We start from the raw sequence: 13,394 nt of genomic DNA, 5'->3' as shown, positions 1-13,394 counted from the left end.
GGAGCGATCAACGGCGGCATCGCCGAGGACACCGAGGCCGGCGTCATCGCCACGTCCGGCACCTACTCGGCCCCGGCCGAGGGCTACTACAACATCCACTGGAGGGCGAGCTGGGACGGCGAGCTGACCGAGCCCGGTGGCCTCATCGACGACGTCAACGCCAAGATCTCGATCTCCTTCTCCGGAGGCCAGTTCGTCTTCGACGACCACGTGCTCTCTGCGGACTCCCAGCGCAACGCGACGGTGCCGCTGGTCGGCAGCCGGGAGGGCGACGTCGTCGGCTACCTCACCGAGGGTGAGCCCTACTCCATCCAGTTCAACAACTTCTGCAGCATCGACACGGCCGGGCTCGGCACCGGCACCGCCTGCTCGATCGACCTCACCCTGGAGCAGCTCACGCTGAGCTACGTCGGCGAGCGGCTCTGACCGCCAGCCCCCTCAGAGGTCGACGAGCCCGTCGATGCTCTCGCGGAGCAGGTCGGCGTGGCCCGCGTGCCGGGCGTACTCCTCGATCAGGTGGACCAGGATCCACCGCAGCGAGAAGGGCTCGCCGGTGCGGCGCCCCGGCCGCACCGACAGCGCGTCGAGGCCGGCGCCGCGCAGCGCCTCGTCGATGCGGGCGTCGGCGGTGGCGATGGCGCGGTCGTAGAGCTCGAAGAGGTACGCCGGCTCGTCGTCAGCCGCCGTGTGCCACTCCCAGTCACGGTCGGCCTCCCAGTCGACCGACGCCCAGGGCTCGCCGAGCTCGTCGCCACCGAACGTCTCGACCAGCCAGCCCTCCTCGACGACGGCGAGGTGCTTGAGCATCCCGCCGAGCGTCATCGTGGTGGGCGGGAGCGTCGTGGCCAGCTGCTCGGCGGTGAGTCCCTCGGCCTGCCGGCGGAGCGTGGCGCGGTAGAAGTCGAGGAACGATCGCAGCGTGGTCACCTCGTCGGCGGCCAGCGGCGGGTCCTGCTTGTGCGTCGTGGGTTCGCCCATGAGGCTCACCCTAGGCGCCCCCTACCATCACGGGCATGGGACGGTGGCCGACGTACGACGAGGTGGGCGCGCTGCCCTGCGGGGACCGCCTGGTGGTGCCGCCGGAGTACGGCGACGAGAACGGCCACCTCAACGTCCGGCACTACCTCGGCATCCTCGACGACGCCGAGTGGGTGGTCTTCGAGCAGGTCGGGCTGGGGTCGGACCTGGCGCAGCGCGGCATCGGCGGCGTCTTCGCCTTGGAGCAGCACCTGACCTACCGCCGCGAGGTCGCGGTCGGCGACGAGGTGTCCGTCGGTGTGCGGCTGCTCGGCCGGACCGGCCGGATGATCCACCTGATGAGCTATCTGGCCAACCACACGCACGGCGAGGTGTCCGCCGCGATGGAGGCGCTCAACTGCTACGTCGACCTCGGCACCCGCCGGCTGACCACGATCCCTCAGGAGCAGGCGGACGGACTCGACCGCGTGATCGCCGAGGCCGCCCTGCCCTGGCAGCCGATGCTCAGCGGCACGATCACCCCGCGGTGAGCCTCACCCTCGCGGGTGCGGGTCGTGCGGATGCCGCGGGTCGGCGGCGAAGATCTTCTCGTAGAGGTCGTAGACGAAGGCCGCCTTGGCGTTGTTGTAGAGCATCCCGTCGGTGAACCCCTGCGTCGCGACCTGCCGCTTGTGGGCGGCGTAGGCGTCGCGGTCGTCGGGATGCGCGCGCAGCCAGTCGCGGAACGCCGTGGTCCGCTGCGGCTCGACCGCGCCCGCGGAGAAGACGTGCAGGTTGGTGCGCGGGTCGTGGTGACGCAGCAGTCGGTGCTCCTCCCAGTCCGGCTCGCGGATCCGAGCTGGAAGCCGGCGGCCTCCAGGCGCGGGACGTAGGCGTCCTCGTCGGCCGAGTCGGCCACCGTGAGCTCGGCGTCGATGACGTCCTTGGCGGCCAGCCCCGGCACGGAGGTCGAGCCCACGTGGACGACGTCGAGGGCGTCGTCGCCGAGCGCCTCCTCGACCATTGCCCGGACCCGCTCGAACTCGGCGGGCCAGGCCGGGTCGGGGTCGACGACAGTGATCTGCTCGGGCTGCCAGCTCGGGAGTCGGACCGCGGCGATCGCCTCCTCGTCGGGCGGGTCGAACGGCCGCCAGAGCGGATGGGTCGCGGTCATGTGAGCCGCCCGGTGGCCGGGTCGCGGGTCGTCACGCAGTAGCGGCGTCCCGTCGGGTCGGTGAGCACGGTCCAGAACTCCTCGTCCGGGTCGGCGACGGCGCCCAGTGCCAGGTGGCGCGCCACCTCCGCCTCGCGGTCGGTGGTGCCGAGATCGAGGTGGGCGGTGACGGGACCCTCCTCGTCGTCGGTGCGCTGGAGAAGCACGTCGAGGGCCAGCTGACGGTCGGGGCGCAGCCAGGCGAACTCAGGGCGCCGCGCCAGCACCTCCGGGCTGGCCTCGAAGACCCCGGCCCAGAACGCCGCCTCGACGTCGTACGACGACCGCGGCAGGTCCAGGCAGACCTGGTAGACCATGCTGTGGTGACCGTCCGGCCAGGTCGTCGGCGTCGGGCGGACGCTCGCCGGGTGCGAGACGAAGCAGAACTCGAATCCACCGGGCGAGCGCAACACCACGTAGCCCCGGTCCGCGAGCTCGGCAGCACCCAGCCCGACGGCCCGGTCCGCGGCCGCCCGCGGGTCGGCGACGTGGACGTCGAGGTGCACCCGGCCGGGACCGTCGTCGAGCCGCTGGACCCGCAGGTAGTCATCGCCCGTGGGCGGCATCAGGGTGGCGAACTCTCCCCGGGCGCCGCGGGTGGGCGAGAGCGCGAAGCCCGTGACGCCCCGCCAGAACGCCACCCCGCGCTCGAACGAGCCGGCCTCGAGGTCGAGCATGGCGCTCAGCCAGAAGGGGCTCCAGGGGTGCACGGGGTCAGGCTAGCCGCGCGCGTGTCCTAGGGTGCAGCCATGTCACGCGAGGCGTTCGTCGAGGCCCTGTGCCGGCCGGAGCTGGCCGACATCGTCGACCTGGTCTGCTGGGTGGAGGACGGGCCGGACGGCCGGGTCCCCTTCGCCGCCAACAGCGTGGGCCGGGTGCGGTTCCATCTCGACGGGCCGGCGGAGGTCGTGGCCGGGGAGAACCCGATCGGCGGCGAGGACCCGCTGGCGTTCCTCCCCTATGAGCGCGAGCTGGCCGACCCGTCGCCGAAGCGGTCGACGGACAACGCCTACCCGCTGGCCGCCCGGCGGCTGCTGTCCTTCTTCGCCGACCCCGACCGGAGCCCCGACCTGGCGATCGTGCACAGCCCGCGGCACTACTTCCCCGACGAGGGCGGGCACGTCGGCGAGCACGGCTCGCTCGACGCCATCCAGTCCCGGGCCCCGTTCATCCTCAGCGGCGCGGGCGTGCAGCGGCTGGGTTACGTCGACGACCACGCCCGGCTGGTCGACGTGGGGCCGACGCTGGCGCACCTGGCCGGCGTACCGCTGGAGGGGCTGCGGGACGCCCACGGTGCCGCACTCGACGGGCGGCCGCGCACGGAGTGGTACGACGCCGCGGCGCCGCGCACCCACGTGGTCGGCATCCTCTGGGACGGCGGCCACTGCGGCGAGGTGCTGCACCTCGCGGAGACCGGCGAGCTCCCCGGAGTCGCACGGCTGGTCGAGCGAGGGGCTCGCGCTGCGCGGCGGCGCGGTCGCGGAGTTCCCGAGCATCACGCTGACCAACCACACCGCGATCCTCACCGGCGTCGGACCCGGGCGACACGGCGTGATGGGCAACGTCTACTACGACCGGGCGACCGGCGAGCGGGTGGTGCCCAACGACCAGAGCACCTGGCACCGGTCGGCCGACTGGCTGCGGCCGGGCGCGCGGACGATCTTCGAGATGGTGGCCGACCACCTCGGCCCGGCCGAGCGGGTGCGCACCGCGAGCGTGGACGAGGCGATCGACCGCGGCGCCGACTACGCCACCATGGCGCTGATCCGCGCCTCGGGCGAGAGCGGTGCCGACGCCCTCGACGACGCGCTGCCCGACCCGACGGTCTCGCCGTTCCTCGGGGACCCGGCGTACCTCTCCGACGACTACTTCCGCTGGGGCGTGCGCGTCGACGACCTCGGGCTGCAGCAGATGATGGACCTGTGGGCCGACCCGCCGCGGCGCCGGTGCTGACCTGGTGGGCCAACGTCGTCACGGATGCCGGTCACCACGGCGGCGGCCCGCGCTCGGCGATGGCGCGTGACTCGCTGCGGCAGTCCGACGCCCGGCTGTCGGCGTTCCTCGACCATCTCGAGGGGCTCGGCGTGCTCGACGACGTGACCTTCCTGCTCACCGCGGACCACGGCTTCGAGGGCTCCGACCCGACCTGCACCGGCTCCTGGACGCCGGCTCTCGACTCCGTCGGCCTGCCCTACCGCGACGAGGGCCCCGGCCTGGTCTACCTCCTCTGACCCTTGTCGGCTCCTCTGGCCTTGTCGATAGTTTCCAGGTGCGTTCGGCACCACTTTCGGCGGGGAAATGGTGCGAACGTCGGACTATCTCAGAGGGGGTGGCAGTCGTCGCCGCACCGTCGGAGACTCGGTGCCGGCCGCGATCCCCGGAGCGGGTGGGCCGTCGCTGTGGGCCGAGGGGCGATGCAGGACCGCGCCGCTCGGCGCCACGTGTACGTCGTCGCCCGCGACGCTCGCCGTCCCGTCGACCAGCAGCGTGAAGCCATGGGCCTCGGCGGGCGGGAAGGCCAGCGTGACCTGGGGGTTGGCCGCGATGTTGGCCACGCTCCCCCGCCCCGGCCCGACCACCAGGAGGACACCGTCGAGCACCGTGGGCTCCACGGTGACGACCTTGACCCGCCCGTCGCCGGACACCGTCATCAGGTAGCCCGGCCCGAACTCCGTCAGCGCCTCGGCCAGCCGGTCCAGCGACACGGGGATGCTCATGCCGCCAGCCTACGACCCGCGGTTCCGCGATCGTTTGCTGCAGAAGGCCCCGCGACACGCCGTGCGGTGGGGCCGAACGCAGCACACGATGGTCAATCGGGAAGGTCCACCCACTGCTCGCCGAGGAGGAGGGGTGAGGCGGTGCCGCCGGTGAGCTCGGCGAGCCATCCGGTGAGGGACGCCGCCTCCGCGGGCGGTACGCCGACCCGCAGGGTTGCGAGGGCGGCGTAGTCGACCCCCAGGACCGCCACGCCCCGGGTGCGCAGCGCGCTCTCGACCCGCCCCGCCTCGGCGTGGTCGAGCGCGACGGCGTACTCCTGCTGACGCTCGCGGACCAGCACGCCCGCCTCGTCGAGCCCGGCGCGGACCGCGTCGCCGTAGGCCCGACCAGGCCCCGGCCCCGAGCAGCACGCCACCGAACCACCGGGTGACCACCGCGACCACGTCGCTGACCTCGGCCCCGAGCAGCACCTCCAGCATCGGCGCCCCGCGGTGCCTGCCGGCTCCCGTCGTCGCTGGACCGCTGCAGCTCGCCCCGGGGCCGACCACGAAGGCCGAGCAGTGGTGCCGAGCGTCCCAGTGCGCCCGCCGCTCCTCCTCCACCACCGCCCGCGCGCCCGCCTCGGAGGCCACCCGCACCACCCGACAGCGGAAGCGCGACCGCTTCACCTCGATCTCGGCCACCGCCTCCCGCGCGACGGTGCGGTAGCGGTCACCAGACACCGAGCACCTGGCCGCCGATCCGCACCACGAACGCGGCCACCACCACCACGAAGAACCCCGGACGAACCGCGACCCGCGCGCGACCGCCGTGCGCGCCGAGATAGCCGCCCACCAGGTTCGCCGCCCCCATCGCCAGCCCGACCTTCCAGAGCACCGCCCCCTGCGGGACGAACACGCACAGCGCCGCGAGGTTGGTCGCCCAGTTGGCCAGGCGGGCCTTGGCCGACGCCTCGACGAACGCGTAGCCCAGCAGACCGACCAGCGCGAACACCAGGAACGACCCGGTGCCGGGGCCGAGCGCACCGTCGTAGAACCCGATCACCGCACCCGTGGCCATCGCCGCCGCCACGTGACGACGTCCCTGGAAGCGCAGCGCGGTCCGCTCACCGAGCTCCGGCCGCAGCACCACCACGACCCCGACCACCACGAGCGCCACGACGACGATCGGCTCGAAGGCCTCCCGTGGGATCCGGCTGGCCACCGCCGCGCCCGCCAGCGACCCGACGAACGCCAGCGCCATCAGCGGCCCGAAGGTGCGCGGGTCGGGGCGGACCCGGCGATAGTAGGTGCCGGCCGCCACCGAGGTGCCGCAGATCGAGGCGAGCTTGTTGGTCGCCAGGATCTGCACCGGCGCCGCGGACGGCAGCCCGACCACCAGCGCGGGCAGCTGGACCAGCCCGCCACCGCCCACGACAGCGTCGACGAAGCCGGCCATGAGTGCCGCAGCCACGAGGAAGACCAAGGTGCTGCCGGCCACGTCCACGCGTCGATCGTAGGGCGACCGCTCGGCTCCTCCGGAGGCGCCGGTCCGATGCGTACGCCGCCCGCTCGCCCTATCCTCCCCAGAACGCCGGCCGCAGGCGCCGGCGCCGACGAGAGGAAGACCCGATGCGTCCCCACCACCGCCAGGTCACCGTTGCCGCCGTGGCCGCCCTGACCGGAGGCGTCGTGGCCATGGCGGCCCCGACGGCGGCCAAGGGCCTCTTCGCCGCCGGCAACGCCGACAAGGTCGACGGCTACCACGCCAAGCAGCTGAGCAAGGTGCAGTACTGGGGCTCCGACACGGACTTCGACAACTTCGACTCCTGCCCCTACGTCACCGTCATGAAGCGCACCTTCGCAGCTCCGGCGGCCGGGAAGATCGTCCTCAACGGCCAGGTGAACGCCGCGCGCGACGGCGATGACCCGGACCCCGCGGCGCTCGCGGTGCGGATCCTCGTCGACGGCAAGGTCGCCACCGCCACTGGGATCGCCCGGCTCGTCAACAACTCCGTGCGTGAGGCCTCGGCGACGACGATCGGTGGCGCCAAGGTCGCCCGGGGCAAGCGGACCCTGAAGCTCCAGGCCTCCGAGTGCACCGTGGGCATGGCCTACCTCGTCAGCGAGTCGATGACGGTGACGTTCTCGCCCTCGGGCGGCGCGGGCACACCGCCGGCGTTCCGCGGCGACGGCCACTGACGGCGCCGCGGAGCCACCCTCAGCTCCAGCCGCACCCGTCGGAGCCGGGGAGGTCGCCGGGCCTCACCGACATCAGCGTCGGCAGGTCCGGGCGACCGCCCTGCCGCTGGTAGACGCCGGCACCCGCCTCGCTCACCAGCCAGAGCCGGCCACCGGAGAAGGTGATGCCCTCGGCTCCCGGGAAGAAGCCGCGAGTGCCCAGTCGGCGGGACACCAGCTCGCCGCAGAACGTCGTCGACCTGGCCAGAAGCAGGCCGCCGGGCCGCCACGCAGCCCCTTGCACCCGGCTGGGCACCCGCCGCGCCGCTGCCGGTACGACGGCTCCGGGGCCGCCGCCGGGACCGACCCGGGTGACGCCGTCGGCCAGCAGGTCGCGCACCCGCACCCAGTGCACCCAGGACCGCCGGTGCGCCGCCCACCCGACGACCGCGAGCCGTCCCGGGCGTCGCGCGAGCGCGGAGCCCCGCACCGGACGGTCCAGCCGCCACACCCGCCGCACCGGGTCCGCACCGCGGGCCAGGGCCGCCGGGTCGAGCAGCCACAGCCGGCCGGTCTCGGCCAGCCACAGCCCCTCCGGGCCGAGGGCCAGACCGCCGCCGTGCCGGCACACGATCCGCTCCCCGCCCGGCCCACCCACCGACCCCGTCACCCGACGCCGGAACGCCGACGTCTCGCCGGTGGCGGTGTCGGCCACCAGGAGCTGGCAGAAGCGATGGCCGAGCTCACCCTCGCGATAGCCCGACACGAACGCGACACCATCGGCGACGACCAGCCCCTGAGGCACGAAGCCGCGCTGCGCGGGCGCCAGGTCGACCCCCGTGCAGACCGCTGCCCGACGGGCCTCGTCGAGCGACCCTCCCTGTGGGCACCCCGTCGCGTCGGCCGACGACGTGAACGCGCCGTCGCGACGCGGACCACCGCCCGCTCCGCCGCCGAGGAACACCATCGCGGTCGCCCCCGCCAGGGCGGTCACGATCGCCAGCGCGAGCAGCGGTCGAGCCCACCGCCGTGACCTCACGCGCAGCTCCGGTGGACCGCGCTCAGCCCTGGGCCAGGAAGGCGAGCAGGTCCTGGCGGGTGAGCACGCCGACCGGCTTTCCGTCGTCGTGGACGAGCACGGCGTCGGCGCCCTCCAGCATCCGCACCGCCGCCTGGGCGGGCTCGGAGGCGCCGATCGTCGGAAGCGGTGGCGACATGTGCTGTTCGACGCTGTCGGTGAGCCGCGCGTCGCCGGCGAAGAGCGCGTCGAGCAGGGCCCGCTCGGAGACCGACCCGGCCACCTCGGCCGCGACGATCGGCGGCTCGGCGCGGACCACGGGCATCTGGGACACGCCGTACTCCTGGAGGATGGCGATCGCCTCGGCGATCGTCTCGCCGGGATGGGTGTGCACCAGGTCGGGCAGCGTCCCGGACTTGCCGCGCAGCACCTCGCCCACCGTGCGGGCGCCCGCGTCGCCCGCGTCGACGGAGAAGCCGTACTGGGCGAGCCACGAGTCGCTGAAGACCTTGGAGAGGTAGCCCCGCCCGGAGTCGGGCAGCAGCACCACGATCACCGCGTCGTCACCCGCCGGCGTACCGGCCAGCTCGCGCGCCAGCTGCGCGGCGGCGTAGGCCGCCATCCCCGACGACCCGCCCACCAGCAGGCCCTCCTCGCGTGCCAGGCGGCGGGTCATCGCGAACGAGTCGGCGTCGGAGACCTCGATGATCCGGTCGGCGACGTCACGGTCGTAGGTCGAGGGCCAGAAGTCCTCGCCCACCCCCTCGACCAGGTAGGGGCGGCCGGTGCCGCCGGAGTAGACCGATCCCGCCGGGTCGGCCCCGACGATCTGGACCCCGGCGTTGCGCTCCTTGAGGTAGCGGCCGGTGCCCGTGATCGTCCCCCCGGTGCCGACGCCCGCGACGAAGTGGGTGATCCGGCCCTCGGTCTGCTCCCACAGCTCGGGACCCGTGGTCTCGTAGTGCGACCGCGGGTTGTGCGGGTTGGAGTACTGGTCGGGCTTCCAGGCGCCGGGCGTCTCGCGGACCAGCCGGTCGCTGACGTTGTAGTAGGAGTCGGGGTGCTCCGGCGGGACCGCCGTCGGGCAGACCACCACCTCGGCGCCGTAGGCGCGCAGCACGTTCTGCTTGTCCTCGCTGACCTTGTCGGGGCACACGAAGATGCAGCGGTAGCCGCGCTCCTGGGCGACCATCGCCAGCCCGATGCCGGTGTTGCCCGACGTCGGCTCCACGATCACCCCGCCCGGCCCGAGCTCGCCCGACTCCTCCGCGGCGTCGATCATCCGGACCGCGATCCGGTCCTTCACCGAGCCGCCGGGGTTGAGGTACTCCACCTTGGCGAGCACCAGCGGCCCACGCTCGGCGGTCCCACAGCCCTCCGGCAGGTCGAGCGACCGCGACAGACGCAGCAGCGGGGTGTGGCCGATCAGGTCCAGGAGCGAGTCGACGTACTGCACGACCTCAACCTAACCGCCTGCGAGGCCCCCTCGGGCATCCGTACAGTGGAAGTCATGGGGAAGGCGGCCGCTGCGCGCAAGCTCGCCTCCGCTGCGGTCTACGGCGGAGGCGGGCTCTCTGCTGCCGGCGCCGCGATCTACGGCCTGCTCCGAGCGGAGGCCGGCCTGGCCCGGCGCACCATCGGCGAGCCGAAGGACGGCCCCCCTCCCGACGCCACCGGGTGGTACGGCCGGGGTCGCCCCGGGCCCGCCATCCGGATCGCCCTCTTCGGCGACTCCAGCGCCGCGGGATACGGCGTGCACCGCGTCGAGGAGACGCCCGGAGCGCTGCTCGCCTCCGGCGTGGCCGAGGCTGCCGATCGCCGCGTCCACCTGCGGGAGTACGCCGTGGTCGGCGCGCAGTCCTCCCACCTCGGCGCCCAGATCGACCAGGCGCTGAAGACGACGCCCGACGTGGCGGTGATCCTGATCGGCGCCAACGACGTCACCCACACGGTGCTGCCCTCGGCCTCGGTGCGCCATCTCGGCGAGGGGGTACGCCGGCTCCGGCAGGCCGAGTCCGTCGTCGTGGTCGGCACCTGCCCCGACCTCGGCACCATCCAGCCGATCGCCCCGCCGCTGAAGCAGGTGGCCCGCTCGTGGTCGCGCCGGCTGGCGGCCGCGCAGACCATCGCGGTGGTCGAGGCGGGCGGCCGCTCGGTGTCTCTCGGCTCGATCCTCGGCCCGGAGTTCGCTGCCGCGCCGGCCATCCTGTTCGGCCCCGACCGCTTCCACCCGTCGGCCGACGGCTACCGCGCGCTGGCCTCGGTGCTGCTGCCCTCGGTGCTGGCCGCACTCGGGCTGCTCCCCGACGAGGAGGTCGAGCGGGCGCACCGCGAGCGCGCGGTGGTGCTGCCGGTGGCCAACGCCGCCGTCGAGGCGGTCCGGCACCCCGGCACCGAGCTGGACGGCACGGAGGTCAGCGGCGACCAGCGCGGCCTCCGCGGCCGCTGGGTGCGGCTGCGGCACCGCGGCCGGCAGCAGCAGGGCGATGTGGAGTCGCCCGACGAGGTCGAGTCCGCCGAGGCGTCGCAGACAGTGGGCTGACGCGTCGCAGACGGTGAGCCGACGCGTCACAGACGGCGCGGCGGACTCGCGAGCGCCACGAGCGGCGCGGGGGACGACGAAGCCCCCGGACCACGAGGGTGCCGGGGGCGTCGTCGGTGCTTGCGTCGGGTCAGTCGCCGCGCAGGATCGCGAGGATGCGCAGCAGGTTGGTGTAGATCCAGACCAGGCTCACGGTCAGGGCGAAGGCGGCCCGCCAGGACTCACGCTCGGGCAGCCCGGCGGCGATGCCGTTCTCGACGAAGTCGAAGTCGAGGATCAGCATGAAGACGCCGAGGGTGAGCCCGATGATCGCGGTGACCAGGCCGAGCCCGCCGGTGCCGAACAGCCCGGTGTCGATGCCGAACATGCTGAGGACGAAGGAGAGCAGGCTGAGCCCCACCATGCCGAACATGCCGGCGATCACGAAGGTGCGGAACTTGCCGCCGACCTTGATGTCGAAGAAGCGGTAGGTCGCCAGCGTGCCCGCCAGGGCGCCGAAGGTGCCGAGCATCGCGGTCATCACGATGCCGCCGCCGTACCACGCCTCGAACGCCTTGCTCAGCGCGCCGAGCGCCACACCCTCCGCGGCGGCGAAGGCCAGCACCAGACCGGGGCTGACCACGCGCTTGAAGGAGTTGACCAGCGACAGGATGAACGCACCGCCGGAGCCCAGCATGATCGCGGCGCTGAGCTTGCCGATCGCGGCCTGGTCGGCCAGGCCGGTGCCGTAGGAGATGTCGCCGATGTAGTACCACGTGATCGCAGCACCGAGGATCACCAGACCGAGCGTCATCGCGGTCTTCTGGACCACGGAGTCGATGGTCATCCGATCGGTGGCCACCGGGGCGGCGGGGCCGCCGGTGCTCCAGGTCGACGGGTCGGAGTAGGGCTGCTGGGGGGTGCCGTAACCTGGCTGAGCGCCGCCGGCACCGGGGTAGGTGGTGTTGCCGTAGGCGTTCTGGGTCGCGGTCCCGTTGAACTCCGCGGAGCGGTTGAACACCGGGTTGTTGCTGCGCATCGTGGTCTCCTCCTTGGAGGCCGAGGGTCCGTGCCACCGTGGCGACGTACCGCAGGAACGGCCGACTCTACCGGCTGTCTCTCTGGAGAACGTGCGAGCCCCACCGGGTGTTCCCGCCGAGCCGGTCGATCCGTCACACTGCCTGACGTGGGCGAACACGGCGCCGGCGCGGAGCCGGAGGGCTACGACGACGGGTGGGACTCCACCGCCCGGCTGGTCGACGGCCACTGGGTGGAGCGCACCCCGCGCCGTCCCGAGCGAGCGGCTCCGTTGCGCCGGGAGGCGAGCCTGCTGCCGTGGCTCGGCCCGCAGCTGCCGGTGCCGGTCCCGCGGCCGGTGGTGGTCTCCGAGGACCCGCTCGTGCTCCGACACGAGGTGATCGTCGGCGAGCCCTGGGACGGCCACGGCACCGGCATCGCGCGCACCGTCGGCGATGCGGTGCGCTCGCTGCACCGGGTCTCCGCCACCGACGCCAAGCGGCTGGGCATCCCCGAGCTGACGCCCGAGGGGTGGTACGACGACCTCGTCGGCGAGGTGCTGCCGCTGGTGACCGAGGGGCTCCGGCAACGCGGCCGCTGGCTGCTCGACCGGGTGGCGACCTATCCACTGTCCAGCCTGGTCCACGGCGACCTGGTGGCCGACCACCTGCTCGTGCGGGACGGCCACCTGGCCGGCATCATCGACTGGTCGGACTGCGGCGTCGGCGACCCGGCGCTCGACCTCGCGTGGCTGCTGCACGAGACGCCGCCGACGACCGCCGACGCGGTCGCCCGCGCCTACGGCGTCAAGCGGGGGATGCGCGCCCGGGTCCTCGACTGGCATGCGCTCGGTCCCTGGCACCAGGTGCGGCACGGGCTGCGCGAGGGGGACGAGACGGTCTGGCGTGACGGGCTGCGCGAGGTCGAGGAGCGACTGCCGCTGGTCCCCGACCAGCCGCCACCGCCCTCGCGGGTGCCCCCGCTGGGACTCGAACCCAGACTGCGCCGCTTTTAAGGCGGCTTCCTCTGCCGGTTGGGATACAGGGGCCGCGTGCACCGGATGCTATGCCGTCCCCGCAATGGTCCGTTCGAGCCATGTGCCCGTGTCCCGGTGGCCCTAGCGTCGTTCGGACCATTCCGAGGGAGCGATGTCGCCCGGCCCCCGCACGCCGAGGTCACTTCCGCGCACTCGAAAGGCACCACCAGATGAAACGCCATCTCACCCTGCTGTTCGTGGCCGTCGCCTTCGCGATCGGCAGCATCGGCACCGCCACCGCGGCCGGTCTGATCACCGGCAAGCAGATCAAGGACAAGTCGCTCCAGGCCAACGACCTGCTGGTGCGGGTCGCCACCGCCCAGACCGACAACGACGCCTCCAACCAGGTGTCTGGCACGTCCACCCTGCTCAAGGTGAAGGTCAACGCGCCGACGAAGGGCTACCTCGTCGTCACGGCCTCCTCCGACGTCTACGCACCGACCAACCCCGACTACGGCAACTGCTGGATCCAGCTCGGCGACAAGTACGCGCTGGGCTCGGAGCGCAGCATCCGCCTGGTGCCGACGGACAACGGCGAGGAGGACTGCAACACCAACGTCGTGATCCCGGTGGCCGCCGGCACCCGCACCGTGAAGTTCGTGTCCTCACAGGGCGGCAACCTGGTCTTCGACGAGACGACGCTCTCGGCGGAGTTCGTGCCGTTCAACGGTCAGGGCAAGCGCCCGACGGGAGCGGAGATCTCCGGCGCCGTCGTGGTGGCCAAGCCGGTCCTCAAGCACAGCGGCAACTGACGC

17 protein-coding genes, 1 tRNA gene and 2 pseudogenes are annotated in these 13,394 nt (G+C 73.2%); 8 read left to right on the top strand and 12 right to left on the bottom strand.

All coding sequences use genetic code 11. The features are described 5' to 3' along the window. The first annotated feature begins 210 nt into the window (after nucleotides 1–210). Entirely contained in the window at nucleotides 211–426 is a 216-nt protein-coding gene (locus R2740_RS04405) for a hypothetical protein (protein WP_371301473.1), read from the top strand. Between the two features lie 12 nt (nucleotides 427–438). On the opposite strand, the gene R2740_RS04400 is transcribed toward R2740_RS04405, so the two are convergent. Next, entirely contained in the window at nucleotides 439–978 is a 540-nt protein-coding gene (locus R2740_RS04400; RefSeq protein WP_371301472.1) for a DinB family protein, read from the bottom strand. A gap of 35 nt (nucleotides 979–1,013) precedes the next feature. On the opposite strand from R2740_RS04400, the gene R2740_RS04395 reads away from it, so the two are divergent. Then, nucleotides 1,014–1,508: a thioesterase family protein gene (locus R2740_RS04395; protein WP_371301471.1), complete on the top strand. Its 495-nt coding sequence runs from the start codon at nucleotides 1,014–1,016 to the stop codon at nucleotides 1,506–1,508. 117 nt (nucleotides 1,509–1,625) lie between these two features. Here the strand turns inward: R2740_RS04395 and R2740_RS04390 are convergent. The 3 genes and pseudogenes from R2740_RS04390 to R2740_RS04380 all read right to left on the bottom strand — a co-directional run. After that, nucleotides 1,626–1,981 (bottom strand): annotated as a pseudogene (locus tag R2740_RS04390) (GrpB family protein); the annotation flags it as partial. 146 nt (nucleotides 1,982–2,127) lie between these two features. Continuing rightward, on the bottom strand, nucleotides 2,128–2,880 hold the full coding sequence (locus tag R2740_RS04385; protein WP_371301470.1) for a VOC family protein: 753 nt from the start codon (nucleotides 2,878–2,880) through the stop codon (nucleotides 2,128–2,130). A gap of 42 nt (nucleotides 2,881–2,922) precedes the next feature. Continuing rightward, nucleotides 2,923–3,684, bottom strand: coding sequence for a hypothetical protein (locus R2740_RS04380; protein ID WP_371301663.1), 762 nt, complete (start codon nucleotides 3,682–3,684; stop codon nucleotides 2,923–2,925). On the opposite strand from R2740_RS04380, the gene R2740_RS04375 reads away from it, so the two are divergent. Together R2740_RS04375 and R2740_RS04370 are read left to right on the top strand one after the other, a co-directional pair. Then, nucleotides 3,632–4,123 carry an alkaline phosphatase family protein gene (locus tag R2740_RS04375; RefSeq protein ID WP_371301652.1) on the top strand — a complete coding sequence of 164 codons (492 nt, stop codon included), beginning with the start codon at nucleotides 3,632–3,634 and terminating at the stop codon, nucleotides 4,121–4,123. The genes R2740_RS04380 and R2740_RS04375 overlap by 53 nt on opposite strands. Next, complete coding sequence (locus R2740_RS04370) at nucleotides 4,093–4,401, top strand: alkaline phosphatase family protein (RefSeq protein WP_371301469.1); 309 nt, start codon at nucleotides 4,093–4,095, stop codon at nucleotides 4,399–4,401. The genes R2740_RS04375 and R2740_RS04370 overlap by 31 nt, the downstream gene beginning before the upstream one ends. An 84-nt stretch (nucleotides 4,402–4,485) precedes the next feature. On the opposite strand, the gene R2740_RS04365 is transcribed toward R2740_RS04370, so the two are convergent. From R2740_RS04365 to R2740_RS04350, 4 genes and pseudogenes are all read right to left on the bottom strand, one after another. Further along, nucleotides 4,486–4,887 carry a pyridoxamine 5'-phosphate oxidase family protein gene (locus tag R2740_RS04365; RefSeq protein WP_371301468.1) on the bottom strand — a complete coding sequence of 134 codons (402 nt, stop codon included), beginning with the start codon at nucleotides 4,885–4,887 and terminating at the stop codon, nucleotides 4,486–4,488. Between the two features lie 92 nt (nucleotides 4,888–4,979). Further along, nucleotides 4,980–5,303: a DUF1949 domain-containing protein gene (locus R2740_RS04360; RefSeq protein ID WP_371301467.1), complete on the bottom strand. Its 324-nt coding sequence runs from the start codon at nucleotides 5,301–5,303 to the stop codon at nucleotides 4,980–4,982. Nucleotides 5,304–5,334: 31 nt separating this feature from the next. Continuing rightward, nucleotides 5,335–5,493: pseudogene (locus tag R2740_RS04355) on the bottom strand (YigZ family protein); the annotation flags it as partial. 106 nt (nucleotides 5,494–5,599) lie between these two features. Beyond that, nucleotides 5,600–6,373, bottom strand: a complete 774-nt coding sequence (locus R2740_RS04350; protein WP_371301466.1) for a TSUP family transporter — start codon at nucleotides 6,371–6,373, stop codon at nucleotides 5,600–5,602. A gap of 125 nt (nucleotides 6,374–6,498) precedes the next feature. Between R2740_RS04350 and R2740_RS04345 the strand changes: the two genes are divergently transcribed. After that, entirely contained in the window at nucleotides 6,499–7,068 is a 570-nt protein-coding gene (locus R2740_RS04345) for a hypothetical protein (protein ID WP_371301465.1), read from the top strand. A 19-nt stretch (nucleotides 7,069–7,087) separates the two neighbouring features. On the opposite strand, the gene R2740_RS04340 is transcribed toward R2740_RS04345, so the two are convergent. Together R2740_RS04340 and R2740_RS04335 are read right to left on the bottom strand one after the other, a co-directional pair. Then, nucleotides 7,088–8,086 (bottom strand): hypothetical protein, encoded by a 999-nt coding sequence (locus R2740_RS04340; RefSeq protein WP_371301464.1) that lies wholly within the window; start codon nucleotides 8,084–8,086, stop codon nucleotides 7,088–7,090. A gap of 22 nt (nucleotides 8,087–8,108) precedes the next feature. After that, entirely contained in the window at nucleotides 8,109–9,521 is a 1,413-nt protein-coding gene (locus R2740_RS04335; RefSeq protein ID WP_371301463.1) for a cystathionine beta-synthase, read from the bottom strand. 54 nt (nucleotides 9,522–9,575) lie between these two features. Here R2740_RS04335 and R2740_RS04330 point away from each other — a divergent pair, with 54 nt between their 5' ends. After that, nucleotides 9,576–10,607: an SGNH/GDSL hydrolase family protein gene (locus R2740_RS04330; protein WP_371301462.1), complete on the top strand. Its 1,032-nt coding sequence runs from the start codon at nucleotides 9,576–9,578 to the stop codon at nucleotides 10,605–10,607. A 130-nt stretch (nucleotides 10,608–10,737) separates the two neighbouring features. On the opposite strand, the gene R2740_RS04325 is transcribed toward R2740_RS04330, so the two are convergent. Next, entirely contained in the window at nucleotides 10,738–11,625 is an 888-nt protein-coding gene (locus tag R2740_RS04325; protein WP_371301461.1) for a Bax inhibitor-1/YccA family protein, read from the bottom strand. Between the two features lie 30 nt (nucleotides 11,626–11,655). Between R2740_RS04325 and R2740_RS04320 the strand changes: the two genes are divergently transcribed. Next, on the top strand, nucleotides 11,656–12,618 hold the full coding sequence (locus R2740_RS04320; protein ID WP_371301651.1) for a phosphotransferase: 963 nt from the start codon (nucleotides 11,656–11,658) through the stop codon (nucleotides 12,616–12,618). On the opposite strand, the gene R2740_RS04315 is transcribed toward R2740_RS04320, so the two are convergent. Continuing rightward, nucleotides 12,578–12,651 (bottom strand) — tRNA-Leu (locus R2740_RS04315). The two genes, R2740_RS04320 and R2740_RS04315, sit on opposite strands and share 41 nt — an antisense overlap. Before the next feature lie 158 nt (nucleotides 12,652–12,809). On the opposite strand from R2740_RS04315, the gene R2740_RS04310 reads away from it, so the two are divergent. After that, a complete protein-coding gene (locus tag R2740_RS04310; RefSeq protein ID WP_371301460.1) occupies nucleotides 12,810–13,391 on the top strand; it encodes a hypothetical protein in 582 nt (193 codons plus the stop codon). Nucleotides 13,392–13,394 lie beyond the last annotated feature (3 nt).

Source organism: Nocardioides sp. (genome assembly GCF_041393715.1).
Taxonomy (GTDB): Bacteria; Actinomycetota; Actinomycetes; order Propionibacteriales; family Nocardioidaceae; genus Nocardioides.
The sequence above is the reverse complement of the archived record's forward strand: the minus strand, read 5'-3'. Positions and strand labels throughout refer to the sequence as shown.